The following is a 26,072-nucleotide window of genomic DNA, read 5'->3' as shown; positions in this document are numbered from 1 at the left end:
ACTCGAACAAGCCCACAAACGCCGCCTTGCCTGGCACCGCCAGCAAAGGCACACTGAACCCATCCAGGACCCCGACGATGTTGTCTGATCAAACGCGAATCTCTATCGCAAAGTCAGAAACACCTCATCAGCGGTCACGGACGATATGCCATTTCGGTTCCACCCAAGGGCGTTAGCGCGTCTTGCCGACGTCGTGCTGGCTGTCTGCAGCGGGGGGCGCGGGGTGCATTCGCCGCCCAAGCCAGCGGTACACCACGTGGCGCCCCAGGGCGTTCATACGGGCTCGCGCGCTACCGACGGCCAGGCACCGCTGCCCGAGCAGCCCGGGGTGCTCAGCTGCCAACGCGCGAAAGAACCCGATCACCTCGCCGGCCTGGGACTGTATCTGCGTTCCAACACTCGCCTGAGCACCGCTGATTCGAAATGCCCAGAGGGGCCGGGGTACTGCGACAAGACTGCCATTGCTATGAAGTAGCACCGCGCAGTAAGTCGCCAGATCCATGAGAAAGGGGAAGCGAACGTCCCAACCACCGGCGTCAACAAAGGCCCTGCGCCTGAACAAGGCCGATGGCGGTTCGCCGAAAATGTTGGTGCCAGCGAGCACGCTGCGCCGGATAGCGTCAGGACCGGCGATTTCACCGCGGAGTCCGGCCAATCCGCGGTTGCGAAGCACGATCCTGCCCGTGGCATCGATAACATCTCTGGAACTGACGGCCACCACCGCTGAAGGGTGAGCTGTCAGCTCTTTCACCTGCACCTCAAGGTTGTCCGGATACAGCACGTCATCGGCACAGACTGCCTTTATGAATTCGCCAGTGGCTAGGTCGGTGACGGTCTTGAAGTTCACAGTTGGTCCAACGTTAGAAGCGTGTCGGATCAAGCGGACCCGGGGGTCGACGGTGTAACGCTGCAGTGCCTCCCAGGTGCCGTCGGTGGACATGTTGTCCGAAACCAGCAGTTCGAAGTCATGGAATGTCTGCGCCAAAAGCGACTGCATCGTTGCATCAATCGTCGCGATGCCGTTGTACACCGGCACGACCACCGATACCAATGGCGTCACGACACTGTCTCCCGCTGCTCGGCGGGCCGGCATTCGGTGGAATCACGGCGGAACGAAGAGCCCCGAAGAGTGAACCAGCTGTACGTGATGGTCGCGGTGACGATGACCAGTTGCGACAGCGGTATGAAAACCGGCGGCAAATCCTCCACCGCCGGCAACGCCGGGGCAAGGACCGCGGTCATGGGCAGCAACGTAGTTCCTAACTTACTCGGGCGCTAGGCTTCTCACATATCGCGCAGCACGTTCGCGATTGTGGACCAACATAGTACGAATATGTGTCTACACCGCAAACACCGCTTACTAAAAATGGAGAGCGAGCCATGATCACTTTGAACCCTGTGAGCGTGGCGGCGGCGGTGAAAGCGCGAGTGGGGCGACCGGTGCTGCTCAACCTGCGCCCGCCGCGCGACCGACACGCCGACAAGGCGGGCCGTTGCGTGGTCTGCGGAGCCGATACCAGGTTCACCTTCAATTCCTGGACCATCCCGGACGACGTGCACGCCTTTTGGGCCGATCCCACCGTGTCGCGGGCCAATATCTTGCGCGAGAGCATGTTCTGCCGGTTCTGCTGCAGCAATCTGAGAGTGAGGCGGATCGCCGAGGTCCTCATCGCTCTCTACGGTCCGCCCCGGTGTGGGTCGTTCGCTGAACTGATCGAGGATCCGGCGTTTCGCGCTCTGGACGTCGCCGAAATAAACACGATCGGCTCGCTCGGGTCGCTGCATGCCCTGTTGCGTCGGCTCCCGCGGCTGTCATTCTCGGCTTACCGGGGGCCGGAGCGCCTGGGCGAGATGATTGACGGCGTCCGTAATGAAGATATGTGTCGCTTTACCTACCCCGATGCATCCTTCGACCTCGTCCTGTCGTCTGACACTCTGGAGCATGTCCCCGACTTCCGAACCGCACTGGCCGAGACGCGGCGAGTGCTGCGGCCTGGAGGACGTCACGTCTTCACGGTGCCGGTCGTCTGGACGCGTGCGACTACGGAAGCGCGGGCCCGCGTGGGCGATGACGGCGAGATCGTGCACCTGATGCCGCCCCTCTACCACGGTAGGGGTAGCGGGGCTTACCGGTTCATTCCGGTGGGGGCCGATTTGCTGGCGTTCACTGAGTTCGGCCGCGACATAGTCGATTACGTACGCGAGGCGGGCTTCGAGCCCGAGGTCTACGAAGTCGCCGACGACGGCACAGGCGCCCAGACCGTCTTCGCTGGGCGCGTCCCCGGGTGACCGGGTTTGCCTGAAGTCGAGTGCTGGGGTGCTTCGCATGTTTTGCTGTGAGGAGCGCTCCGACAACAGGGTGACGGATGGGATGGCACAGCTGGGGATAACCGGCTGGCTTGCGCGATTCCATGGCATGAATGATCGACTGGGAAGGGCGTATGCATGTCGACGCCGACGCGCTTATCGCTGAGCCGGGAGCACTCGACCCATTTGAATGCGCCGGATGACTGAATTCGACCTGCCGCCCGAATCGGCGCCGCCGGGGCCGTTGATCCGGCTTGTCCGCGACCAGCGCGTGGCTTTCCTGGTGGTCGGAGGAGTCAACACCGTCGTCGGGTTCGGCATCTTCGTCGCCTGCTCGCAGACCGTGGGCCACCTCGTCGACCGCCGGTTCGGCACGGTCGCCGGGTCGCTGGTGACGGTCGGCATCTCGCACGTACTGAGCGTGCTGTTCGCGTTCGTGATGCATCGTCGGTTAGTGTTCCGCGTTCGCGGCCACGTACTGCGTGACCTCGTGCGGTTCGAGAGTGTCTATCTCACCACGTTTGGCCTCAACGCCGTCGCCCTGACTGTGCTGGTCGAGCTGGGCCTGCAGCGCATCCCGGCGCAAGCGATCATCTTTGTGCCGATCCTGGTGCTCAACTACGTTGGCCACCGGTACTTTTCCTTCCGGCGCGGCGCCGCCGACGTTCACATCGTCGACGCTCAGGATGAGACTTCGCGCACGTAAAGCGGTGCGACCGTTACAGCCACCGCTGATCTCGTAGCACGAGAGGTCGGTTCACTTGCCATCCCCTGGCGACACGGCGGCCGCGATCGCTTCGCCCACGGCCGAAGTGGTGGTAGGGATATTCTCCCGGGCGCCGGTAGCCGGTCTTCGCACATACGAGACGATGATCGCCGCGCATGCGATCAGCCACAACAGCGGCGCCAACTCCGCCGTGGTGTGCACAATCGGTGTGTAGCCGACGACCCCGACAGCGCCCAGCTGACCCGCGAGCGGCGACATCATCGGCGGGCCGGGCAGCGGGATGCGGACGATGGACAGGGCCGCGGCGAGGCTCACCCAGATGCCGATCAGGCGGCGACGGTCACCCAGAGCCGCGAACCCGTCGAAAATCCCGGCCTCCGGCGGCCCGTCCGGGTCGCGGACCACAAACGCCGCGATCGGTAAGGCAAACACCAGGTAGTAGTTGAATACCAGGCCGGGGAAGAGACAGGCGGTGGTCAGCAGCGCGATGCCCCCCATGACCGGGGAGATGCGTCGCCCGAGAGCCAGCACGCAGACAACGACTACGACGAGCAGAACATATCCGATCAGCGATCGGGTGACATCAAGAAAGCCGTTCGACAGATAGCCCCACTGCGGGTCTTTGAGCCTATCCGGAATGAAAAAAATTCCCTTTGCGAAAGACACGTTATACGGCCCTACGAGCGTGTCGACCGAACTGCTGTAATTGAGGAGACTGCGGGCCGACTGCGCGATGGTTTTTGGAAAGTCGCGCGGCCACAACAGATATGGAACAAAGTTGGAGATCACAACCCCGATGGCGGCGATGCCGCCCATCCGCCATTGTCGAGCCGCGAACAGCGCCACACCGAGTAGCACGAATTGTGGTTTCAGCAGCGCGGCCAGAACCACCATGATCGCCACCAGTCCCCACCGTTGCCGACGCAGCGCCACCAGAAAAACCAGCCCGATCGGCGCTACGAACCCCACCGAGTTGCCTCGATCGATCACACCCCACACGGGAATGGCCATGGCGCCCAACGCCATAAAGACCACCACCCGCTCCAGGCCGCGAGCACCGCGCGCCGCCCAGACCGCGGGGGTAAAGACAGCGCCCGCCAACAGGAGCTGGTAGCCCCAGAAGCCCAGCCGCGGGGCGTGCAGCCATTTACCGAGAACCCCGAACAATATTTGCGACAGCATCCCCGCCGGCGGGTAGCCGGCCCCGCCTCCCGCCTCGTAATTGTTCCAGGGTAAGCGCAGCGGGTAGGGCTCCCAGGGATTGGGCCGCATCCCGAAGCCCAAGGTCATTCCGTAGTCGCTGAAGCAGTGCGTGCCCATTTGCATGCCCCAGTCAAGCCAGCAGTCCTTGGCGGCCATAAAGAGAGAGGTAAGCACGTCGATGGAGTAGTACTGGGCGAGAACGAAGCTCGTCACCACTGACAGCGCCGACCCCAGCAAGACGGTGCCGAGCAGGAGCGTGCGTTCGGATTGGCGACCGACTGCCATAGCTTGTTCTCGAGTCGCGGTAACCGCGCCGCGCAGCACCTCGACAAATCGACTCACGCGCGCTCCCCTCGGTTCCGGACGAAACTGCAGCAAAGCGAGCTGCCGAGCCTACCCCGGAGACAATATAGTGAACTCGTTGTCCCGCTACCGAGAAAGACGGGTATCGGCTGACAGCGATCCCCGAAATCGCAGTCGTTCCGTTGCCGGCAACCAACCACTCTGAACGGCGCTCCTGGGCCGCGGCCTACGGTCCAACGCCCATCTCATAAAAGCGCAGTCGTGCAGTCACCGAGGGCTCATTGAGGTTTACGGTACGGCCGATACCAATGGTGTGGGCGTGGATCTGCAGATTCGTGTCAGCGACCGCAGCAGGGGTGTTGACGAGAAATGGCTCGGCTGCGTTCTTCGCGATGAGGCGGTAGGTGACCCCATCGACCACGAGCGTGAAGGTGCTCAGTGGAGCGATCTTTCCGTGGAAGTACCGGTCCGCGAAGGTCTGATCCAGATCGATTCCAACGAGCACCGCCCTATCCGGTGCGCTGGGGGCGGGAATCGGAACCGCATGGTCTTCCCGTATCGAGACCTCCGACAGCTTGGTGAGCGGTCCGCAGTGGGGGGCGGTGTGTCTGAATAACGCCCAGCGGTTCTCGATGCCGCTCAGCGTGTAATTGCATAGCAGCGCTCGCGAGTACAGCGGGGATTCTTGCACGCCAAGCCGGCCGTCGATACCGACGGCGGGCAAGGCCGGCGATAGCCGGGACAGCACGAATTCCGGCCCGTTAACCAGTGATTCGCCGTTGAGGGCATCGAGCATGGGCGTGAGAGCCTGATATGTCTGGAAGACCGGTGTCGGACGCCACGCAAGATCGTATGCCCACACGGCCGAAATCTCGTGGGGGTCAACGTGGACCGTGCTCGACCCGATGGTCTTGATGAAGTGGTCCGGGATGCCGTACAGCGCGCGCTGGCGTGCTTTGGCTTGTTCGATTTTTTGCTGCACATGACCGGGCGAGGCGAACGTGACCATGCGGTCCACCGCTTGCACCGGTGCCTGCATCGCCAACACACCTCGGTCGGAGAGAGCGGGAATCCCCCCAAGGTCGACCACGACAACCAAAGCGACTGCCACCGCGGTCACCACCAATGCGCGACGGCGAGCCCGGGGCCACGGGGTGATGGCCAGCCCAACCACCATCACGCCGACCAGAATGGCGAAGTGCCATGGTTCGAAACGTCCGAACGCGGCCTTTCCGGCGATCAGGGTCGCGAGGCCGACGAGCACCAGGTAGCGGCGCGGTATGTCGTGGCCTCCGCGGACGAACACCACGCAGAGCCAAACCATCCAGGCGACGCTCAGTACGACTGAGGGTAGGGCCCACTGTGGGAGAGGCGCCGTCGCCATTCCGTCGGTGTAACCCGATGCAATCGCGGCACTGCCCCGAAGCCACGCCGGAAGATCTCCCGGTCGTTGGCCGGCAAGCACCCAACAGATGAGGGTAGACACGGCAAATGCGGCTACCGTTGCGCAATGCCGGCCGATGGCTTTCCAGCCGAGCAGCACCGACGTGGCCAACGCGATAACCATGATCGCAAGGCCGGTGTTGAATTTGATCAGCAGCTGGAATCCTGCGGCGGCGCCGAGCATGACACAGGTCGTGAACACCCTCGACCGCTTGGGCTCGCGCTGCAACAGGGGCACGCTCGCCCACACGAACGCCGCGAGAACCGCCAGCTCGGGATACATCATTTCCAGGGCGGAAGACCCTCGGAGAGCCAAACCATGACCGAGGTGCAGGACGGTGAGGATGCCGGTCATCACGAACGCGCCGACAAGCGATGGCAGCGGAGCGTGGCGCAGGCGCAGGGCTGCCGCGATGCCGAGGAACAGTGCGGCGATGATAATTACCTGGCAGATCGTGGCGAGCAGCGACTGCTCGAATGAGTAGTAGGCGCTGGTCCGGAGGAAGCCAAGGGGCCCGTACGTGAATACCAACTCGCGACCCCACGCAATATGGTCAATGCGGGCCAGAGCGAGCCCAGCCTGCCAAGACGGATCGAGCCCGACAGTAGGATCGACCGACGGCTGTGGCCAGAAGATGACAGCAGCGATGACAGCCACCAGCACTCGTTGCCACAAGGCGGAGCCCCATGTTGTCGTCGAGAACCACGTTCTCACTCGCCGCGACGCCGTCAGGGAGCCCACGCGACCGCGGCCATGCCCACGAACTACCAACGAATCCAAAAGAATTCGCAGTTTTTTCCGGTCGTCGCGACGATCTCCAAGGAGTTCGTCGCTGCGCTGCGGGCAGCTCGTCTCCGAGTTGTGCGGCGGGCTACCAGCACACTGCTCACCCGCATTTGTAAGGCCCGCCTCGCGGGCCGCATCAACGGCCATAGGCAAATACCCAACTAGTTGAGGCGCAGCGCGACACGCTCACCCTGGAATGGATCGTCACCCGAGTCCCGTGACGCTCGGAACATGCACCATCTGCCAGGTACCGCAGTTTTGCGTCAAGAACGCGGTGTCACTCTCCTGGATCTGGATTCGCTGCGGACCACTGCCCTTCCAGCTATCGATGACGTCGCTGGTATCAACGCTTCCCAGCCGCGCCCAACTACATATCGCCCCACCGGCTGTGCGATACATCCCCGGCATGATGTCCACCCCGACCAGGTACGTGCCGTCCCTGTCGATCACACCGGTATATGTGCCGAAGGAGTCAATGACCGTCTTAGAACCCGAAGGTGGCGGCGGCTTGAGATCATCCACCGTTTGCGGGGCGGTGGCCTGCACCGTGACAGTTTGCGTGACGGTCACTGTCGAGGCCGTGGTGTGCGTGCCTCCTCCGCAGCCTGCAAGCAGTAGTGCGCCGGCAACCACTGCAAGGGGCTTCATGCAGATGAAGTGTAGACGGAGCCAACTAGCTATAGGCCGCTTTCCGCCAAAACGGTTTGGCCATTTCGCTGGCAAAAAACGAGCAATTACCCGCATGACATGGCGGTGGGCGCCGCCGTTGGGCAGCCCCCTGGGTTAGCTCCAATTCACTTCAGCTACGGGGCCTTTCGCGCCGAGCTCCGTCAGAGCCGCCCAGTCGATGTCGGCGCACGAGCTGTGCGGCTGCGATCGCTGCCAGCCCACTACCCGTCCAGCGCAACATCGGCCGCCGCATGGCCAGCCCGTACCAGTGCAGATACGCCGGCAGCCAACCCACCAGATCGAACTTGCTGGTGCCGGCGGTGCGGTCCTCCCACGTGCTGGGTACCTCGTCGACCCGATAGCCCAGCAGGTGCGCCTTCGTCGTGAGCTCCAGCCCCACCTCGAACCCGCGCAGACTCTCCACCGGGACATCGTCGAGGAAGCGGCGACTGTACCCGCGGAAGTTGGTGGTGGCATCATGGGTCGGCACCCGGCCCAGGTAATGCAAGCTCAGCCCGGCCGTGCGCGACATCAGGGTCTTCAACCGCGGTCCCCCAGTTTGGGAGCCGCCGGGCATGTACCGCGACCCGCTGACGATGTCGGCCCCCTCGTCGCGAACCTTGGCCGCCATCAATGGAATTGCCGACGGCGGGTCGGACAGGTCGGCCATGCTGGTGACCACGACATCACCCCGTGCCGCGGCGAAGCCGGCGATCAGCGCGTTGGCCACGCCCTTGCCGATGGAGTTGCGGACCAGCCGGACGGTGGCCGGCTTGTCCGGCATGGCCGCCAGCGCCGGCAGTGTGGTGTCCTCGTCGAAGTCATAGCAGACCAACAGCTCATGCGGCATGTCCGCGAGCGCCTGGGCGAGCCGCCGGACGCAGACCCGAATGTTCTCGCCCTCGTTGTAGACCGGGATGACCACGCTCACCATCCGCTCACTTCCGGCCGCTGCCCGCGTCTTGCGGGCGCGGATCACGAACTGCTTACCGAAGACCGGCCACACGATTTTGGAGTGCAGGTACAGCTGCACCAACGCCGGTGCCTGCGGCCACGGCGACCTCGACGTGTACGGCAGGAACCGGTCATAGGTGTCGACGATTTTGAGCTGGTTGGATTCCAGCAGTTCGATCAGCGAGCGGTCACTGATCGGCACGGTGTGGTCCCAGAAGTCCCAGTAGTCACCGCCGACGAAGCGAATATTGGGCCCCATGGCGATGAAGTGCCCACCCGGTTTGAGCACCCGGCGGGCCTCGGCGATTGTGCGTTCGACTTCGACCTTGCTCGGCAGATGCTCGAGCAGGTTGCTGGTGAACACCACATCCACCGAGTCATCGTCGAGGAAGCTCAGATCGTCTGCGCTACCGTGGTGGAACTCGACGCCGGCCTCGAGCATGCCGGCGCTGTCGGGGTTCAGATCGACGCCGATCCGGCGAGCGGCGCTTACCTGGTTGAGGAATTCGCCGTAACCACAACCCAAGTCCAGCACCGTGTCGCTGCGCCTGATCCATGCCTGGAAGAAGTCGCGGACCAGCACGCCCCAGATGGCCGATCGCGCTTCCCGGGCGTGGCCGAACCGGTTGCGGTAGAGCTGTTGAAGATCGGGCTCACCCGCGGTACGCATGGCGTCCTAGCGGATACAACCCCCACACGTCAGATGGTCCCCGCCTTGACGGCGTCGACAACCCACGGTATGACCTCGTCGAGCATGTTATCCAGCGTAGTTGTCGCCTCGAACCCGAGTACCTCCGATGCCTTGTGGACGTCGGGTGAGCGCAGCTGCACGTCATGCTCGAACGGCGGATCACTTTCGTAGCGAAACGGAGTGTCGGGCCGCATTTTGCGCCAGATCACCTCGGCCAGCTCCAGCACCGTGGTGGCCTCGGGTGTGGACAGGTTGAAGTCGCCGTTGAGCGCGGCCGGGTGCTCCATGCAGATGCGGATGCCGCGCGCCAGGTCACCACCGTAGGTGTAGTGCCGTATCTGGGTGCCGTCCCCGAGAAGGTGCAGCGGGTCCTGACCCTTGGCCACCTTCTGAATCAGATCCGGCACCACATGGCTCATCGCGAGTTTGACGTTCCCGCTGGGGATTTCATGCCCGCCCAGTGCCCGCTGCTCGCCGGTGCCGACACAGTTGAACGGGCGGATGATGGTGTACGGCAATCCATACTGCTCGTAAGCGCCATGCGCGAAATACTCACAGGCCAGCTTCTGGAACCCGTAAGTGCTTGTCGGAGGCGGACATTCGGCGATGTGCTTTTCCGGCGTCGGGAAGACGGTGGCGTTCTCGAACACCATCGACGAACTGATCACGTTGATCTTCTTGAGCCAGCCCTTGCGATAGGCATAGATTGCAGTATCGAAGTGGGCGGCCGCAATTCGCTCATTCTCGGCCAGCAGGTCGTAGGCGTACTCATGGAAATAGGTGATACCACCGATGCGGGCCGCGCTGGCCACCATCTGATCGCAGCCTTCGACCAGCCGGAACATCAGGTCGACGTCTTTGACGTCACCCTCGACGAAGTGGTACCGCGGGTGGTCGTCGTAGCTTTTCCTGACCGGCCCGTATTTCGAGTAGTTGTCGATCCCGACGACATCGTGGCCGGCGCGCAGCAGCTCTTCGACGACATAGCCGTTGATGAATCCGGCGCTGCCGGTTACCAGGATCTTCACCGGGCCACCGCTTCCGGCCCCAAGGTAGCCAATTGGGCTCCGTTGAGCGCTTCGGTGTCCAGCTCGCTCACATCCAGGCATCCCCAGACATCCTCGACGATCTTGCCCCGCGGTACCGAAAGGCCTCGGTAGGCCGAGTGCGGAACGCCGACCACGATCACGTCCGCACGATCCACCACGGTGTCCAGCGGGTAGTAGTCCTTGCCCTCCAAGAACGGATCGTGCAGCAGCACTTCCTTGGCTTCCAGCATCAGCAGATGCCGCAGTTTGAAGCTGAGCGAGTCGCGGGTGTCGTCGCAATCGGCCTTGAACGTCATACCCAGGATGCCAACGGTCTTGTCGCGCAGGTTAACCCGGCGCTTGAGCATGTTGACGATGAACTGCGGCTGTCCCTCGTTGATGAGCATGGCCGCGTGCCCGAGCATGAAATTGTTGTTGCTGAACGCCGCGAGCTGCATGGTGTCCTTCAGCAGGCACGGGCCGGCCGCCAGCCCCGCCCGGGGCAGGCTGTCGACCCGAAAATTCTTGTAGGTGGCCGCATGGTGAACTCGGTCGAAATCGAGCCCGGCTTCGCGGCTGAGCAGATAGAACTGGTTGGCAACCGCGAACTGGATATAGCGGTAGCTGTTGCAGAACAGTTTGGCCAGCTCGGCTTCCTGCGGCTCCACCTCGATGATCTCGCTGGTGATTCGCGAGAAGAGCTCGCGCACCACGCGACGGCCCTCGGCGTCGAACCCGCTGATGACCTGCGGAATGATCCGCAGCTCCCGGATCGAATGTCCCTGCGCGATCCGCTCCGGACAGAAGGTGACGTGAACGCCGATCCCACGCTCGGTGAACATGTCCTGGACACGCTGACTCAGTCCCGGGTAGACCGTGCTTCGCAGGACGAGCGTCTGCCCGTCGTGGAAGTAGGGGCTGATCTCGTCGATGATGCGAAAGAACGTGTGCGCCTGCGGTGTCAGGTATTCGTCGACCGGTGTGCCGACGACGCAGATCACGATGTCGGCATTCCTGACCACCCAGGAATCGGTGCTCGCGCTGATCCGCCCGGTCGGCAACAGCCGCTTGAGCAGATCCTCGGCGCCATTTTCGATGAAGGGCATCCGGCCGGCCATGATGGTCCGCAACGCCTCGGCGTTGGTGTCCAAGATGTCGACGGTGAAGCCCTCGTCCGCCAACACCAGCGCCAGTGGTAATCCGACATGCCCGGCGCCACCGACAATGCAAATACGCTCAGCGGGTTGAGTCGTCACGTGAACCGTCGCCTCCCCTTCCTGTTCCCGGTCTGGTCCAGGGTGCTGGACCATAACAAAACCAATCGTCGTCTGTATAGATGGTGTTGGAGCCTACGAGATCAACGCCCGACCACGCGGTATTTCGCACGAACCAAAAGGCCGATCCCCCGCGGCTCCGTTGACGGCGGCAGCCTTTCGCCACAGCATTTCACGTAGGCGCCGACCTTGTCTTTTGAATGACAAAGTTCCGGCGCTCCGATTCTCTGGTTCTGTCCCGAGGCGACGCGAGCCCTAGTACCTTGGGTCACCATGGAGCTCGCGGGGGGCTTGGTCGCGCACACCAACACCTCCTATACCGACGAAGCGCGCAAGAAGTTGCGCTACACGGCCGTAGCGCTGGTCTTTCTGCCCATCGGGCAAGGTCTCATCCAGGTCTTGGGTCCGTGGCTGAACAGCTACACCATCGCTTCGCTGCTGGCAGCAGCCATCGCCACGGTTCCCAACTTCTTCGCCAACAAGCACTTCGTCTGGCGCGTGGCGTCGGGCAAGAAGTCCGCCATGAACCTTCATCAACAGGTGCTGGTGTTCTGGACGGCGGTGATGCTGGCCGTCGGACTGGCCACCTACTTCACTTACCTGGTCGACAACGCGATGGCCGGTCACACCACACCCGTCCACGGCATCGTGGTGTTCCTGGTTCAAATGCTCGGCTTCGGCCTCGTGTGGATCGGCCGCTACCTGATCCTGGATCGATGGCTGTTCCGCGAAATCCGCACCTGAATCGATAGCTTGCAGCGATGGTGGCAACGCGCGCCGGTCGCGTAAAGACGTGGTATTCGACGGCCGGTTGGGGGTCGGCTTGTTGGCAACGGTGCCTCGCCGCACTGGTCACCGCCGTCCTGTTTTGGCCGCAGTCGTCGGTCGACGCCGACATCGGGGTCGATCCCTCCTGGGAGGCCGCAGTCGCGCTGGCCCGGATTCACCACCTCGCGTGGGGTCCCGAGATCGTTTTCACCTACGGGCCGCTGGCATTCCTGCAGAACACCGCCTACTACTCGACCCAGCAGGCGGTGCTCGCGACGCTCTACCAGGTCGGCGTCATCGCCGTGCTGTTCCTCGGCGTCGCGGCGGCCCTGCGGCGGCGCTACCCGGCGACGACGTCGTTGGTCGGCGCGTTCGTGACGACCGGCATCACCGCGATTCTGCTGGGTTCCATGTATCCCGAGGTGGTCGTGTTGGCCGCGTTCGCGTGGGCCGGCCCGCTGCTCTTGCACGATCACCTGAAGCGGTCGACAGCGTTCATCACGTCCGTCGCGCTGGCCGCGGTCGGCGGCTTTGAGCTGCTGGTGAAGTTCAACACCGGACCGGTCATCGCGATTATCGCGCTGGCGGCGTCGATCTTGCGGGACTGGCGAGCTCTGGGACGCCACTGCGCAACGGTGACCGCTTTCGCGGTGTCGATCCCGATCGGGTGGCTGCTGGCGGGTCAACGACTGGGGAACCTGCCGGTCTGGCTTCGGTACAGCGGCCAGATCGTCTCCGGCTACATCGAGGGGCAGGCGGTACCCATCCCACTCGATGCCGTCGGTGCGGTGCTGCTCACCGTTGGATGGCTCGTGGTGGTTTGCGCAATGCTGGTGCGCGGCGGCCGACGGATACCACGCAACTACGCGGTGCTCGTCGCCGTCACGTCGGTGCTGATCGCCAAGAGCGCGTTCGGACGCTACGACACCAATCACTTTTCCGCGCTGTTGGGCCTGATGGTTATCACGGTGGCCATCACCCCGCTCTACGGAATTCTCCGGCCTCGGTTCGAGATCGCCGTGGTGCTGATCCTCGTCGCGTTCCTCGCCGGGACGCTGGTGATCGAACAGCGGCCCGTTGCGGCGCTACAGGCTCCGGTGCGCGCCACGGATCGCCTGGCCACGCTCGCCTTCCCCGGTCGCGCGGCGGCGCACATCCGGGACAGCAAAGCACGCCAGCGCCGCCATTACGGCATTCCCGAGCGCTTCGTCAAAGCCATCGGGTCTGCGGCAGTCCACGTTGACCCCGACGAGACTTCGGTCGTATGGGCGTATGACTTCGACTGGCGCCCCGCACCCGTTTTCCAGACCTACTCGGCCTATACACCCGCGTTGGACAAACTGAACAGCGAAACCCTGGGAGACGGGCCGCAATTCGTGGTGTCGCGACAATCCCCGACCTCGCCCGCCACCGGCATCAACGGCCGGCTCGGCGTGCAGGAGAACCCGCTGTATTCACGTTCGCTGCTGTGCGACTTTGCCGTACGCGGCGCAGAAAACCACTGGGAGCTGCTGGCACGCAGTCAATCCCGCTGCGGACCGCTCGTCCCACTCTCGGAAGTCGTTATGCGCGATGGCAATCGGGTCACGGTGCCCGCACCGACCGGCCCCCATATGGCGGTCTTGGTGGGCATCTACCTGGACCGGACCATCGTCGACAGGCTGTTCATGGGATCGCTCATTCCGCTGACCACTTTCACGGTAGTGCTCGACGGGGTCAGCTATCGCCTCACCGCCGGCAACGCCGCCGAGCCATTTCTGGTCAACACGCCGGATTCGGTCACTGCCACCAACCTCGAGATCCACTCCCACACAATCGGTGTCGGCCGAACCCGATCCTTGGGTCAGCACAACCCCACCGCACGACTGCGCTTCTACGAAATGCGCGTCAGTCCGTAATCACCAGCGGAGTTCATTCTTTCGTCGACGGCGTCCGCGGCCGCGTTCACAGCTGCGGCTCAGCCGAAGCGGCCGGTCCACGAAACGAGGTTCACACTGCACAGATAGCGGCGGAACCCGGCCGAAGAACGAGGCGGTTGCGAGCACGGCACACGCCAGGCACCGACCGGAAGTGTAACCCGGTCACCACCGTCGGCGGCCGAGTTCGAGCGTTCTCATCAGCGGGCAGGCGCGTCGGCACCTCACCCGGCCGGGCAGTGCAGCAAGATGATGCTTCGAGCCTTCAGGGCCTTCAGGGCCTTCAGGGGTGCCGTGAACCACCGAACACAAGGGGATGCGATGAGCAATCACACCTACCGCGTTATCGAGATCGTCGGGAGTTCACCCGACGGAATCGACGCCGCGATCCGCAATGGACTGGATCGAGCGGCGCAGACCATGCGCAGCCTGGACTGGTTCGAGGTCGAGTCGGTGCGCGGCCACCTGGTCGACGGCGCCGTCGGCCACTTTCAGGTGACCATGAAAGTCGGCTTCCGCCTGGAAGATTCGTAGCTACTAGCACCAGCCTGCGACGGCTCCCGGCTCGGGGGAATACGACGCCCCGAATCCCGTCACCGGCTGGTAGCCGTGCTTGCGTGCCTTCTCGGCAGCCTGCCGGATCAGGGCGTAGACAGCGACGAAACCGGCGTGGTCGGTCGCCACCAGCGGGGTCAGCAATCGGTTGTGCACCAAGGCAAACGCCACCCCGGTCGCCGGGTCCGTCCACCCGACCGAGCCGCCCATGCCGACATGCCCGAACCCCGGCATCAGATTGCCGATCGGGAAACTGTGATAGCCCAGGTGGAAGGCCATCGGCACGATCAGATTCCGATCCGGACGAAGCCGCCGTTCACCGGTCAGCCCCGCGACCAGCTCCCGTGACAGGAACCGGGTGCCGTCGATCTCGCCGCCGTTGGCGATCGCGCCGTACATCTTGGCCAGCGCCCGGGCCGTCACCACCCCGTTGGCGGCGGGGATCTCGGCGTCCAGCATGGGGATGTCGCCCTGGACGGCGGCCAGGACGCCCGGGAAGTACATCGAGCGGAATCCGCCGGAGAACTGGTTGGCGATCTTGTGCATCGCGTAGGTCAGCACCGGGTTGGCGGCGACATCCTGCGGCATGATGATCTGGGCCTCGCGGGTCGGTGCTTCAGCAGGCGGGCGACCCAGGTGGAAGCCGTCGGTGTCGAGTGGCTCGGCGAGCTCCTCGCGGAACAGGGTGCGCATGCTCTTTCCGGTGACGGCCCTGGCGAGCCCGGACATCAGCCAGCCGAAGGTCAGCGCGTGATATGCCGATTTGCCCAGCAGGCGGCCGGGAGCCGCAGCTGCCAGCCGCTCTTCCATCACGACGTGATCCATCAAATCGTCCATGGTGGCGCCGCGCAGACTTGACAGACCGGCGTGGTGCCTCATCACGTCGCGGACGGTGAGCTTCGCCTTGCCGTTGGCCGCGAACTCCGGCCAATACTCGGCGACCGGGGCGTCGTAGTCGATCAGCCCCCGATCGGCCAGCCGGTGGATGACCGTGGCGGCCATGCCTTTGGTTGCCGAGAACACCATCGGCGCGCTGTCAGCCGACCACGGCACCTCGCCGCGGCGATCAGCCCAACCTTTCCAGACATCGACGACGGGTTCCCCGTCCAGATACACCGTCAGTGCCCCGCCGCCGGTCCGGCGCGAGGGAAACATGCTGGAAAAGAAACGAACGACGCACGCAAAGTGGGAGTCCGCCGCGCCAGACAGCCGATGACCTGCGTCAGGGTCATCGCGGAAAGGAACCGCGCGTCGATTGACTCCGATGTCTACCGTCACATCTTCAAATTTACTTGGATTTCACAGAGGCCAATGTCAAACCGGAATTATATTTACCGTTCCGTTAGGACGATGCGGCCTGGATTATTTGCTGGGCTGCCAAGGCCGGGGTCAACTCCCCAGCCCGGACCTGACACTCCACATCCGAGCGGATCTTGCGCACCTCCGGATGCGACAGCACCCGGTCCAGCACCGCGTCTCGGACCAGCTGCCACGTCCAGTCGACCTGCTGCTCGCGCCGCCGGGCTTCGAACTCTCCGGCCTCGGCCAGTACCCGGCGATGACGCTCGATGGTCCCCCACAGCTCGGTCAGACCGGTCCCCTCGACTGCGCTCATCGTGAGAACCGGTGGGCGCCATAGTGTTTCACGAGGATGGATCAATCTCATCGCCCCGGACAGCTCCCGGGCAGCGATCCGCGCATCGCGCAGGTGGTCCCCGTCGGCCTTGTTCACCACCACGACGTCGGCGAGCTCCAGCACACCCTTCTTGATGCCCTGCAACTGGTCGCCGGCACGCGCCAGGGTCAGCAGGACGAAGGTGTCGACCATGTTGGCGACCGCGACCTCGGACTGGCCGACGCCGACGGTTTCGATCAGGATCACGTCGAAACCGGCGGCTTCCAGCAGCACGACCGTTTCCCTGGTGGCCTTTGCTACTCCGCCCAACGTGCCCGAGGTTGGCGAGGGCCGGATATAGGCATCCGGATGCATGGCCAGGCGCGCCATCCGCGTCTTGTCGCCCAGGATCGACCCACCGGTACGCGTCGACGACGGGTCGACCGCGAGGACTGCCACCCTATGCCCCCGCTCGATCAGGTACATCCCGAGCGCCTCGATGGCGGTCGACTTGCCCACGCCGGGAACGCCGGTGATGCCGACGCGGTGCGCCTTGCCCGAATCCGGCAGCAACGCCAGCAACAGCTGTTGCGCCTGCTCACGATGGTCTTTGCGGGTGGACTCCAGCAGGGTGATGGCCCGCGGCAGTGCGGCGCGGTCGCCGCGCCGGATGGCCTCCGCCAGTTGTTCGGTGGTCATCGGGGCCGCCTCGTCGCAGGCGCCGAACGTAATGCCACGGCGAAAAATCGAGCCAAATTTGGCCCCAAAAGTTGCCACAGCATCACGCTCGCGGGAAGGATGGGGCCGGCCACTAGTCCAGGTCGTATCCCAGACGCTCGGCCAACTTGTGCAGCAGGCCGATGGCGGCGTCGGCGATCACCGTCCCGGGCGGATAGATGGCGGTCGCCCCGGCGGCGTAGAGCTCGTCGAAGTCACCGGGCGGGATGACACCGCCGACCACGATCATGATGTCGGGCCGACCCACCTTGGCCAGCGCGTCGCGCAGCGCGGGCACCAGGGTCAGGTGCCCGGCAGCCAGCGAGGACACGCCGACGACGTGAACGTCGTTGTCGGCGGCCTGGCGGGCGACCTCCTCCGGCGTGGAGAACAGCGATCCGATGTCGACGTCGAACCCGATGTCGGCGAATGCGGTAGCAATCACCTTCTGACCGCGGTCGTGGCCGTCCTGGCCCATCTTTGCCACCAGGATCCGCGGCCGGCGGCCGGCGGCTTCGGCAAACTTCTCGACGAGTTGGCTGGCTTTGGAAAGCGGGGTGATGTTGCCGCCTCCTTCGACTTCGTCACGGTAGACGCCGGCGATGGTACGGATCTCGGCCTGGTGACGCCCGTACACCTTCTCCAGCGCGTCGGAAATCTCGCCGACGGTGGCCTTGGCGCGGGCAGCGTTGATGGCCAATGCCAGCAGATTATTGCCCAGCCCGTCTTCTCCGGCACGGCCATGGGCGGACGCGGCGCGGGTCAGCTCGGCCAGGGCAGCCTCGACCGCGGCCTGGTCGCGGCCGGCCCGCAGCTGGTGCAGTTTGGCCAGCTGCTCGGCTCGCACCCGGCTGTTGTCGACCTTGAGCACCTCGATCTGTTGCTCCTCGTCGACCCGGTACTTGTTCACCCCGATCACCGGCTGCTGGCCGGAATCGATGCGGGCCTGGGTGCGGGCGGCCGCTTCCTCGATGCGCAGTTTGGGAATCCCGTCGCTGATGGCCTGCGCCATGCCACCGTGCTCGGCGACCTCCTCGATGTGGGCCCGCGCCCGCTGGGCGAGCTGATGGGTCAGCCACTCCACGTAATACGAACCGCCCCAGGGGTCGATCGGCCGGGTGGTGCCGGACTCTTGCTGCAGCAGCAGCTGGGTGTTGCGGGCGATGCGTGCCGAGAAGTCGGTGGGCAGTGCCAACGCCTCGTCGAGGGCGTTGGTGTGCAACGACTGAGTGTGGCCCTGGGTTGCGGCCATCGCCTCGATGCAGGTGCGGGCCACGTTGTTGAACACGTCCTGTGCCGTCAGCGACCACCCCGAAGTCTGCGAATGGGTGCGCAGCGACAGCGATTTCGGGCTTTGGGGATCGAATTTGGCCACCAGCTCACTCCACAGCAGCCGGCCGGCGCGCAGCTTGGCGACTTCCATGAAGAAGTTCATCCCGATGCCCCAGAAAAAGGACAGCCGGGGGGCGAACGTGTCGATGTCCAAGCCGGCGTCCAGGCCGGCCTTGATGTAGTCGACACCGTCGGCCAGGGTGTAGGCCAGCTCCAAATCGGCTGTGGCTCCGGCCTCCTGGATGTGGTAGCCGGAAATCGAGATGGAGTTGAACTTCGGCATTTTCGCGCTGGTGTAGGCGAAAATGTCGGAGATGATCCGCATCGACGGCTTGGGCGGATAGATGTAGGTGTTGCGGACCATGAACTCTTTGAGGATGTCGTTCTGGATGGTGCCGGCCAGTTTCTCCGGGGGCACGCCCTGCTCCTCGGCCGCGACCACAAATAACGCCAAAATGGGCAGCACCGCGCCATTCATCGTCATTGACACACTGACTGCGGACAGGTCGATTCCGTCGAACAACTGCCGCATGTCGAGGATGGAATCGATTGCCACGCCGGCCATTCCGACGTCGCCCTGCACTCGTGGATGATCGGAGTCGTAGCCGCGGTGGGTGGCCAGGTCGAAGGCCACCGACAGGCCCTTCTGGCCGGCAGCCAGGTTACGGCGATAAAACGCATTGGAGTCGGCGGCGGTGGAGAAGCCCGCGTATTGCCGAATGGTCCATGGCTGGTTGACATACATCGTCGGATAAGGGCCGCGCACAAACGGCGGCTCGCCGGGAAAGCTGTGCAGCGGGTAGCCCTCGGCGGTGGCGGCACGGCGATCGGCGGCGATGTAGACCGGTTTGACGTCAATGCCTTCCGGGGTGTGCCAGTGCAGCTGCTCGGGCTGGTAGGAGTGGGCAGCCGCGGCCGCGGCGACAAGCTCGTCCACCGCGTGTTCGGTGGCCGGATGCACGGCGCGATCGCCGTGCAGCGGGATATCGGCGAAACTGCCGATAGCGGGTGCGGTCGTCGTCATCGTGGCTACGCTCCCAACCGTGTGAGCAGATTCGAAAGAGCTTCCAGTGCATTGATTTTCGCGGTCAGGAACTCATCGGGCCGATGGGTCGCCGAGTCTGCCAGTGCCGTTTCGGACCCGGCCAGGTAGACGCGCTCTATGCCGGCGTTCCTCGCGGCCTGTGTCACGTCGGCGGCCTCGTCCCGGTAGCGCTTGTCGGTACCGCAGAGCACCGCAACTGTTGGCGACCCCGACTCCGCCACAACCTTTGCCACACCGGCCGCGTCGACTGTTCCGGGGTTGAGCGCCTCGATGCCACCGGAGGCCAACAGGTTCGCCGCGAACGTCGTCCGGATGTTGTGCTCGGCCAGTGGACCCAACGGCAGCAACAGCGCTCGCGGTCGAGACCCGGTGCGGGCCAGGAAGCTATCCGAGCGATCACGCAACGCTTCGAACCCGGCGGCATATCGCACCAGGCTTCCGGCGTTGCTTAGCGAATCACCCTGTGGCAGCGGGGGTTCCTCGAGATTCGGAAATTCGTTGACGCCGGTGATCGCGAGGCGGCGATGCGCAATGTCGTCGGTGCGGCGGGCGGCAAGCTCGGCAATCTGGCCGGCAAGATAGTCATGGGCGGCGACGAAACCGCCGTGCGCCTCGATGGACTGGAAATGCCGCCAAGCCTGCTGCGCCAGTTGTTCGGTGAGATCCTCGACGAACCACGACCCCCCGGCCGGGTCCAGCACCCGGCCCACATGTGATTCCTCCAGCAACAACAGCTGAGTATTGCGGGCGATGCGGCGCGCGAAGCTGTTCGGGGTGCCGGGAAAGCCACCGGGAATCGCCACATCGAACGGATACACCAGGACCGTGTCGGCGCCTCCTACACCCGCGCCGAAGGCCGCCAGGGTGCAGCGCAGCATGTTCACCCACGGGTCGCGCTGGGTCATCATCGGCAGCGACGTCTCCGCGTGCACGGTGACCGCGCCGCCGTCCGGGTCTCCGGCGACTTCGGCGACGCGGGCCCACAACTGGCGGGCGGCCCGCATCTTGGCCAGCGTCATGAACTGGTCGTCGTCGGCGGCCAGCCGCAGGCTGATCTGCCGCAATGCCTCGCCGACCGCAATCCCGGATTCGGTGAGCAGCCGCAGATAGGCCACCCCCGCGGCGACGGTGCCGGCGAGTTCCCAGGCCGCGGTGGCGCCCAGGTTGTGAAAGGCCGGCCCGTCGACGGTGATGGCCCGCACACTCCGATCGCCCGCGACCCGCGTGGCGACCGCGACGATGTCCTCGACGGTCGGTGCGGAACGGTCGCTGAAAGAGGCTGTCAGCGGGTCGCCGCCCAGGTCAATCGACACTGTGGCGCGCTGGTCGGGCTCGAGCTTGGCCACCAGCGCGAGCATGGCATCGCAGGCTGCCGGGTAGTCGGCGCCGGCATCGAGGATGACCGGTGCCAGGTTCAGGTACACACCGGCGAATAGCCGTTCGAGCTGCTCTGGTGCTACGCCGCCGCGACCCTCCTGGCCCACCCTGATCAGCAGCGCGCTGACACCCTCACCGAGCGCGGCCAGCAGCGCCGCGTTGACGTCTTCGGTCTCTGAGGCGTGCGCGTCCGGAAACGCCTCGGCGACCTTCCAGCCGGAATTGACGTCGCGCAGCGCGTCGCCGCCGCGCACGTAGGGCCACCGGCCCGGCAGAGGCGGCTCGGGCAGCTCGTCGAAAGCGGTGTAAAGCGCCCGAACGGCGAACCCGTCATAGGTCGGGGTGTCCAGCAGCTGCTCGGGGTGGTCCCCGAGTTCTGCCGGGTCACGGCGAGCGGTCTTGGACAGCACACCGGCGACCGCAGTGCGCCAACGCTCGCGAACCTGTTCTAGGCCGGCGAGCCCGGGTACGTCAATGGACACCGACTGCTCCTATTTATGCAGCAACTGACAACTTTGTTTCTGGTTGCCTCAGGACCGCCACTAACTAATAAGGCTAATTGATTGCAGCCGCCGCATAGGTGACGAGGTCTGGCGACCGGGGCCGGAGTGTGACAAGAAACGCCAGCCAGGGGAAACGAGATATTCATGTTCACCCCGTACCCTTGGACAGCGTGACGGCCCCGGCCATCTGCAAAACCACCGACACGGTGCGCGGTATCGCGATCGCGCTCGGTACGGCTGCGCGTCAGGTGTCGTTACCGCGGATGGTGAGCACCGTGGTGGGAATCACAGCATTGGTCGCGGTGGCGATACTGGTTCCGCTCCCCACAGCGGTGCAGATGCGGGACTGGGCAACATCGGTGGGCCCGTGGTTCCCGCTGGCGTTTCTGCTCGTGCACATCGTCGTCACGGTGCCGCCATTCCCGCGCACCGCATTCACCGTGGCCGCCGGCCTGTTATTCGGGCCGGCGTGGGGCATATTGATCGCGATCACCGCCAGCACAGCTAGCGCGGTCATCTCGATGCTGCTGGTGCGCGCGGCCGGATGGCGGCTCAACCGCCTGGTGCGCCACCGGGCGGTCGACCGGCTCGACGCGCGGCTGCGGGAGCGGGGCTGGCTGGCGATATTGTCGTTGCGGTTGATTCCGGCGGTACCGTTCGCGGCGCTGAACTACGGCGCCGGCGCATCGGCCGTGCGGGTGACGCCGTACGCGCTGTCCACGCTGGCCGGTCTACTCCCGGGCACTGCCGCGGTGGTGATTTTGGGCAATGCGCTCGCCGGGGACGGCAACCCGTTGCTGGTCCTGGTGTCGGTCTGCACGGCCGCGCTGGGTATGACCGGACTGATCGTCGAGGTACGCCACTATCGGCGCCAGCACCGCCGCAGCATGCCCCGCTACGACGACGAGCCCGTACGCGAGCCGGCCGTCACCCACTGAACCGGCGACTGCATCAGAGCGTTCCGATCGCGCTGTAACCGGTTTCGTGTAGTTACCGGTTCAGCTACAGCAGCGCGGGTCCAGAACCGCGCACAACGCCTGCAGGCCCTGGGGGCGAGCGCGGTGAAAGACGTACATGCCGCGACGGTGGGAGATGACCAGACCCGCATTGCGCAACTGGGCCAGGTGATGGCTGACCGTGCCGTCCGACAGGCTGAGGCCCGCGGCCAACTCGCCGCTGGTCTGCTCCCCTTCGGTGGAGCTGAACAGATACGACATGATCTTGACCCGGGCCGGATCGGCCAAGGCCTTAAGCCGCAGTGCCACCTCGAGGGCGTCGTCGTCGCTCATCGGGCCCGCGGCAACGGGTGCGCAGCACACCGGTTGGGAGATATCGATCACGGGCAACGCTTTAGGCATGATCCCACCATGCCAGATTTCTTGACATATATCAAAAAGGCGGCATCATGGGCATCGGCATTAGTTCGATATATGTCTAACCGATTGGAGGTTGTTTCCGATGTCCCGTGTCCAACTGGCTCTCAACGTCGATGACCTGCAGAGCGCGATTACGTTCTACTCCAAGCTGTTTGGCGTGCAACCGGCGAAAGTCAAGCCGGGTTACGCCAACTTTGCGATCACCGATCCGCCGCTGAAACTGGTGCTGCTGGAAACCCCCGGCTCCGGTGGCAGCCTGAACCATCTCGGCGTGGAGGTCGACTCCAGCGCAACGGTGCATGCCGAAATCGCCCGGCTGACCGAGGCCGGCATGTTCACCGAGGAGGAGATCGGGACCACCTGTTGTTTTGCCACCCAGGACAAGGTCTGGGTCACCGGGCCCGGCGGGGAACGCTGGGAGGTCTACACCGTGCTGGCCGACTCCGAAACCTTCGGCACCAGCCCCTACGCCGTGGTGCCCGAGGTGCTCGCCGAGTTTTCGGAGCTGCTGGCCGGTGTCCCCGCGACCGCAGCGGCAGCCCGGTGACCGATATAGCCCGGCTTTCCACGCTGGATCGATTCCTGCCGGTGTGGATCGGGTTGGCGATGGCCGCCGGGGTGGCACTGGGCCGGCTGATCCCCGGCCTGGGCGGGCTGCTCAGCGCCGTGCAAGTCGATGGGATCTCGCTGCCCATCGCCGCCGGGCTGCTGATCATGATGTATCCGGTGCTGGCAAAGGTCCGCTACGACCGGCTCGACACCGTCACCGCCGACCGCCGCCTGTTGATCGGTTCACTGCTGCTGAACTGGGTGGTCGGCCCGGCGGTCATGTTCGCCCTGGCCTGGCTGCTGCTGCCGGACCTGCCGCACTATCGGACCGGTTTGATCATCGTCGGGCTGGCCCGCTGTATCGCCATGGTCATCGTCTGGAACAACCTGGCTTGCGGTGACCGCGAAGCCGCCGCCGTCCTGGTCGCGCTGAATTCGATGTTCCAGGTCTTCATGTTCGCCTTGCTGGGGTGGTTCTACCTTTCGGTGTTGCCAAGCTGGCTCGGCCTGCCGCAAACCGGCATCGATATCTCGGCGTGGCAGATCGCCAAATCCGTGCTCATATTCCTCGGTATCCCCCTGGCCGCCGGATACCTGACCCGTCGGCTCGGAGAACGCGCCAAGGGCCGGCAGTGGTATGAGACCTGGCTGCTGCCCCGACTCGGGCCCTGGGCTCTGTACGGACTGTTGTTCACGATCGTGATTCTCTTTGCCCTGCAAGGTGATCAGATCACCACCCGACCATGGGACGTCGCCCGTATCGCGGTACCCCTGCTGGCCTACTTTGCCGTCATGTGGGCCGGGGGCTACGCGATGGGATTGGCGTTGCGGCTGGGCTATGCCCGCACTACCACGCAGGCATTTACCGCCGCCGGCAACAACTTTGAGCTCGCCATCGCGGTGGCGATCGCCACCTTCGGCGCCTCGTCCGGTGAGGCGCTGGCCGGGGTGGTCGGACCGCTGATCGAAGTGCCCGTCCTCGTCGCCCTGGTGTACGTCTCTTTGGCGCTGCGGCCGCGGCTCTTCCCGTCACCGCCGACCCTGACCCATCCGGCGGAAAGCTTGCCCTCATGACCGACACGCCTAGCGTGTTGTTCGTCTGCGTGCACAACGCCGGCCGCTCCCAGATGGCCGCCGCCCTGTTGACCCGGCTGTCCGGGGGCCGCATCGAAGTCCGTTCGGCCGGAACCGAACCCGCTCACCGCGTCAACCCGGTCGCTGTGGCCGCGATGGCCGAACTGGGCATCAACCTGACCTCGGCAACCCCTGAGGAGCTCACCCCTCAGGCCGTGCGGACCAGCGATGTGGTGATCACCATGGGCTGCGGCGACGCCTGCCCGTACTTTCCCGGGGTGTCCTACCGCGACTGGAAACTCGACGACCCCGCCGGCCAGCCCATCGACGTCGTGCGGGCGATCCGCGACGACATCACCGCACGTGTTCGTGCACTGATCGCCGAACTACTGCCGGCAACCACAACCGGGTGACGATCCAGAACGCCTGTGTGCCAATCGGTTTCACGCCGACACCGGAATGCAAAGTCTGGTTGTGCGGTACGGGTAAGCCCATGGCCACCACCGAGGCACCGCACCGCCGTCCCGATGCGGGTTGCGGCGATCCTCGTTACGCGTCCGACGTCACTGTCGGCCAAGATCGCTCTCGACCGGGGCCCCGGACGAAACTGGTGTGACCCGACTTCCCCGGTAACCCCCCTGGACAGCAGCGGGCTGTCGCGCGATCAGCGCGCTGCGCAGGCGAGATGGTCCTCAGTACCGAACCAAACGCCGCCCTGATATCGCCGGCCGGCGTCCCCCGCGCGTCTAACGGCCGGCGACCGCAGGCAACGTGAGCCGGAATTGCGCGCCGCCATCATGCGGCCGGCACACCAGGTCACCGCCGTGCGCCCGAGCCAGCGCCCGCGCGATCGGCAGGCCCAACCCGGCGCCACCGTGGTCTCGGGCGCGTCCAGCGTCCAGGCGCACCAGGCGTTCGAAGATGCGGTAGCGCTCGTCGTCGGGGATGCCGGGGCCGGTGTCGGTGACGGTGACCTCTGCCACCCCGCCGCCGGCGCTCAGCCCGACGGTGATGGACCCGCCCGCCGGGGTATACCTGCGGGCATTGTCAAGCAGGTTGGACAATATCTGCGCCACCCGCGTCGGGTCCGCCGCGATGGTCAGCGAGCCGAGCCCCGTCCGGCTCACCGTGAGGTTCGGCGCCAGCATGGCGGCCCGGTGCACTTCGGCGTCGACAATGGCACCCAGGTCGGTGTCGTGCACATCCAGCGATAGCCCGGCGTCGATACGGCTCAGATCCAGCATGTCGGCGACCAGCCGACCGGCCCGGCGGGCGTCCGACAGCAACAGGCTGGCGCGGCGGTACTGACCACGCGCCACGGCGTCGGCCTCGTGCCGGCTGGCGGTGGTGGCCAGTTGTTCAGCGGCGGCCTGGATTCCGGCGATCGGGGTGCGCAGTTCATGAGCGGCGTCGACGAGGAATTGCCGGGTCGCGCTCTCGGCTCGCTGCGCCGAATCCGCGGCTTGCCGGGCCCGCAGCTCAGAAGCTTCCAATGCGTCCAGCATGCCGTCGAAAGCGCTTGCGGCCCGGCCGAGTTCGGTATCGGTGCGATCCGGGCGCAGTCGACGGCCACGGTCGCCGGTGGTGATGTCCTGGGCGAGCGCAGCGAGTCGGTCCAATGGCCGCAGCGCAGTCCTGCTGACCACGACCAGCAGCAGCGCCGCCACCGCCAGGGTTCCCAGACCGGCAGCGATCATCAGCTGACGCAGCTGGCGGGTCACCTGAGTGGTCTGGGTGGTGTCGGCAACCAGGATCAGCCGGGAACCGTCCGGCAACGGGTGCACCACCGCCGTTGCGGTGGTGTCGGGTGGCAGGCCGGGCGGCGGCCCCGGATGGGGGCCCGGCGGACGAGGCGGCGG

21 protein-coding genes and 1 pseudogene are annotated in these 26,072 nt (G+C 64.9%); 8 read left to right on the top strand and 14 right to left on the bottom strand.

Annotated elements, in window-relative coordinates; all coding sequences use genetic code 11:
* Nucleotides 1-172: 172 nt before the first annotated feature.
* Nucleotides 173-1,060, bottom strand: coding sequence for a glycosyltransferase family 2 protein (locus EET03_RS11565; protein ID WP_075544495.1), 888 nt, complete (start codon nt 1,058-1,060; stop codon nt 173-175).
* Nucleotides 1,057-1,242, bottom strand: coding sequence for a hypothetical protein (locus tag EET03_RS11560; RefSeq protein WP_075544496.1), 186 nt, complete (start codon nt 1,240-1,242; stop codon nt 1,057-1,059). Before EET03_RS11560 ends, EET03_RS11565 begins: the two co-directional genes overlap by 4 nt.
* A 138-nt stretch (nt 1,243-1,380) precedes the next feature.
* On the opposite strand from EET03_RS11560, the gene EET03_RS31395 reads away from it, so the two are divergent.
* Nucleotides 1,381-2,289, top strand: coding sequence for a class I SAM-dependent methyltransferase (locus tag EET03_RS31395; RefSeq protein ID WP_099194137.1), 909 nt, complete (start codon nt 1,381-1,383; stop codon nt 2,287-2,289).
* A 217-nt stretch (nt 2,290-2,506) separates the two neighbouring features.
* Nucleotides 2,507-3,013 (top strand): GtrA family protein, encoded by a 507-nt coding sequence (locus EET03_RS11550; protein WP_075544511.1) that lies wholly within the window; start codon nt 2,507-2,509, stop codon nt 3,011-3,013.
* A 51-nt stretch (nt 3,014-3,064) separates the two neighbouring features.
* Here the strand turns inward: EET03_RS11550 and EET03_RS11545 are convergent, their stop codons facing one another.
* The 6 genes from EET03_RS11545 to EET03_RS11520 all read right to left on the bottom strand — a co-directional run bounded on the left by EET03_RS11545 (nt 3,065) and on the right by EET03_RS11520 (nt 11,368).
* On the bottom strand, nt 3,065-4,579 hold the full coding sequence (locus EET03_RS11545) for a glycosyltransferase family 87 protein (RefSeq protein ID WP_075544498.1): 1,515 nt from the start codon (nt 4,577-4,579) through the stop codon (nt 3,065-3,067).
* A 187-nt stretch (nt 4,580-4,766) separates the two neighbouring features.
* The gene (locus tag EET03_RS11540) at nt 4,767-6,641 is read right to left on the bottom strand and encodes a hypothetical protein (protein ID WP_244232314.1); all 1,875 of its coding nucleotides are present in this window, start codon (nt 6,639-6,641) and stop codon (nt 4,767-4,769) included.
* 333 nt (nt 6,642-6,974) lie between these two features.
* Nucleotides 6,975-7,418 (bottom strand): Rv1352/Rv1906c domain-containing protein, encoded by a 444-nt coding sequence (locus EET03_RS11535; RefSeq protein ID WP_075544499.1) that lies wholly within the window; start codon nt 7,416-7,418, stop codon nt 6,975-6,977.
* Nucleotides 7,419-7,569: 151 nt separating this feature from the next.
* The gene (locus EET03_RS11530) at nt 7,570-9,063 is read right to left on the bottom strand and encodes a glycosyltransferase (RefSeq protein ID WP_075544500.1); all 1,494 of its coding nucleotides are present in this window, start codon (nt 9,061-9,063) and stop codon (nt 7,570-7,572) included.
* 29 nt (nt 9,064-9,092) lie between these two features.
* A complete protein-coding gene (locus EET03_RS11525) occupies nt 9,093-10,112 on the bottom strand; it encodes an NAD-dependent epimerase/dehydratase family protein (RefSeq protein WP_075544501.1) in 1,020 nt (339 codons plus the stop codon).
* Complete coding sequence (locus EET03_RS11520) at nt 10,109-11,368, bottom strand: nucleotide sugar dehydrogenase (RefSeq protein ID WP_075544502.1); 1,260 nt, start codon at nt 11,366-11,368, stop codon at nt 10,109-10,111. Before EET03_RS11520 ends, EET03_RS11525 begins: the two co-directional genes overlap by 4 nt.
* 291 nt (nt 11,369-11,659) lie before the next feature.
* Here EET03_RS11520 and EET03_RS11515 point away from each other — a divergent pair, with 291 nt between their 5' ends.
* From EET03_RS11515 to EET03_RS11505, 3 genes are all read left to right on the top strand, one after another.
* Nucleotides 11,660-12,130, top strand: a complete 471-nt coding sequence (locus tag EET03_RS11515; protein ID WP_075544503.1) for a GtrA family protein — start codon at nt 11,660-11,662, stop codon at nt 12,128-12,130.
* 17 nt (nt 12,131-12,147) lie between these two features.
* Nucleotides 12,148-14,052, top strand: a complete 1,905-nt coding sequence (locus EET03_RS11510; protein ID WP_075544504.1) for a hypothetical protein — start codon at nt 12,148-12,150, stop codon at nt 14,050-14,052.
* Nucleotides 14,053-14,391: 339 nt separating this feature from the next.
* A complete protein-coding gene (locus EET03_RS11505) occupies nt 14,392-14,604 on the top strand; it encodes a dodecin (RefSeq protein WP_023373419.1) in 213 nt (70 codons plus the stop codon).
* Between the two features lie 3 nt (nt 14,605-14,607).
* Here the strand turns inward: EET03_RS11505 and lipL are convergent, their stop codons facing one another.
* The 4 genes from lipL to mutA all read right to left on the bottom strand — a co-directional run bounded on the left by lipL (nt 14,608) and on the right by mutA (nt 21,193).
* Nucleotides 14,608-15,903 (bottom strand): esterase/beta-lactamase LipL, encoded by a 1,296-nt coding sequence (gene lipL, locus EET03_RS11500; RefSeq protein ID WP_063469504.1) that lies wholly within the window; start codon nt 15,901-15,903, stop codon nt 14,608-14,610.
* Nucleotides 15,904-15,967: 64 nt separating this feature from the next.
* Nucleotides 15,968-16,939, bottom strand: coding sequence for a methylmalonyl Co-A mutase-associated GTPase MeaB (gene meaB, locus EET03_RS11495; RefSeq protein WP_063469503.1), 972 nt, complete (start codon nt 16,937-16,939; stop codon nt 15,968-15,970).
* Nucleotides 16,940-17,051: 112 nt separating this feature from the next.
* Nucleotides 17,052-19,313 (bottom strand): methylmalonyl-CoA mutase, encoded by a 2,262-nt coding sequence (gene scpA / locus EET03_RS11490; RefSeq protein WP_099194136.1) that lies wholly within the window; start codon nt 19,311-19,313, stop codon nt 17,052-17,054.
* 5 nt (nt 19,314-19,318) lie between these two features.
* Entirely contained in the window at nt 19,319-21,193 is a 1,875-nt protein-coding gene (mutA, locus tag EET03_RS11485; protein ID WP_075544506.1) for a methylmalonyl-CoA mutase small subunit, read from the bottom strand.
* 191 nt (nt 21,194-21,384) lie between these two features.
* On the opposite strand from mutA, the gene EET03_RS11480 reads away from it, so the two are divergent.
* Nucleotides 21,385-22,152 (top strand): TVP38/TMEM64 family protein, encoded by a 768-nt coding sequence (locus EET03_RS11480; RefSeq protein WP_063469500.1) that lies wholly within the window; start codon nt 21,385-21,387, stop codon nt 22,150-22,152.
* 60 nt (nt 22,153-22,212) lie between these two features.
* On the opposite strand, the gene EET03_RS11475 is transcribed toward EET03_RS11480, so the two are convergent.
* Nucleotides 22,213-22,572, bottom strand: a complete 360-nt coding sequence (locus EET03_RS11475; RefSeq protein ID WP_075544507.1) for an Rv2640c family ArsR-like transcriptional regulator — start codon at nt 22,570-22,572, stop codon at nt 22,213-22,215.
* A gap of 100 nt (nt 22,573-22,672) precedes the next feature.
* Here EET03_RS11475 and EET03_RS11470 point away from each other — a divergent pair, with 100 nt between their 5' ends.
* Entirely contained in the window at nt 22,673-23,137 is a 465-nt protein-coding gene (locus tag EET03_RS11470; protein ID WP_075544508.1) for an ArsI/CadI family heavy metal resistance metalloenzyme, read from the top strand.
* Nucleotides 23,134-24,626: pseudogene (gene arsB, locus EET03_RS11465) on the top strand (ACR3 family arsenite efflux transporter). Before EET03_RS11470 ends, arsB begins: the two are co-directional and overlap by 4 nt.
* A 333-nt stretch (nt 24,627-24,959) precedes the next feature.
* Here the strand turns inward: arsB and EET03_RS11455 are convergent.
* On the bottom strand, nt 24,960-26,072 hold a 1,113-nt coding region (locus EET03_RS11455), incomplete at its 5' end, for a sensor histidine kinase (RefSeq protein ID WP_136625688.1).

The sequence above is a fragment of the Mycobacterium innocens genome, assembly GCF_900566055.1.
Lineage (GTDB): Bacteria > Actinomycetota > Actinomycetes > Mycobacteriales > Mycobacteriaceae > Mycobacterium > Mycobacterium innocens.
The sequence above is the reverse complement of the archived record's forward strand: the minus strand, read 5'-3'. Positions and strand labels throughout refer to the sequence as shown.

Bases quoted from the DNA above. Each gene is read 5' to 3' on its own strand.
- EET03_RS11560 (WP_075544496.1), bottom strand. From the start codon at position 1,242: ATGACCGCGGTCCTTGCCCCGGCGTTGCCGGCGGTGGAGGATTTGCCG.
- EET03_RS31395 (WP_099194137.1), top strand. From the start codon at position 1,381: ATGATCACTTTGAACCCTGTGAGCGTGGCGGCGGCGGTGAAAGCGCGA.
- EET03_RS11550 (WP_075544511.1), top strand. From the start codon at position 2,507: ATGACTGAATTCGACCTGCCGCCCGAATCGGCGCCGCCGGGGCCGTTG.
- EET03_RS11535 (WP_075544499.1), bottom strand. From the start codon at position 7,418: ATGAAGCCCCTTGCAGTGGTTGCCGGCGCACTACTGCTTGCAGGCTGC.
- EET03_RS11530 (WP_075544500.1), bottom strand. From the start codon at position 9,063: ATGCGTACCGCGGGTGAGCCCGATCTTCAACAGCTCTACCGCAACCGG.
- EET03_RS11515 (WP_075544503.1), top strand. From the start codon at position 11,660: ATGGAGCTCGCGGGGGGCTTGGTCGCGCACACCAACACCTCCTATACC.
- EET03_RS11510 (WP_075544504.1), top strand. From the start codon at position 12,148: ATGGTGGCAACGCGCGCCGGTCGCGTAAAGACGTGGTATTCGACGGCC.
- EET03_RS11505 (WP_023373419.1), top strand. From the start codon at position 14,392: ATGAGCAATCACACCTACCGCGTTATCGAGATCGTCGGGAGTTCACCC.
- meaB (WP_063469503.1), bottom strand. From the start codon at position 16,939: ATGACCACCGAACAACTGGCGGAGGCCATCCGGCGCGGCGACCGCGCC.
- scpA (WP_099194136.1), bottom strand. From the start codon at position 19,313: ATGACGACGACCGCACCCGCTATCGGCAGTTTCGCCGATATCCCGCTG.
- EET03_RS11475 (WP_075544507.1), bottom strand. From the start codon at position 22,572: ATGCCTAAAGCGTTGCCCGTGATCGATATCTCCCAACCGGTGTGCTGC.
- EET03_RS11470 (WP_075544508.1), top strand. From the start codon at position 22,673: ATGTCCCGTGTCCAACTGGCTCTCAACGTCGATGACCTGCAGAGCGCG.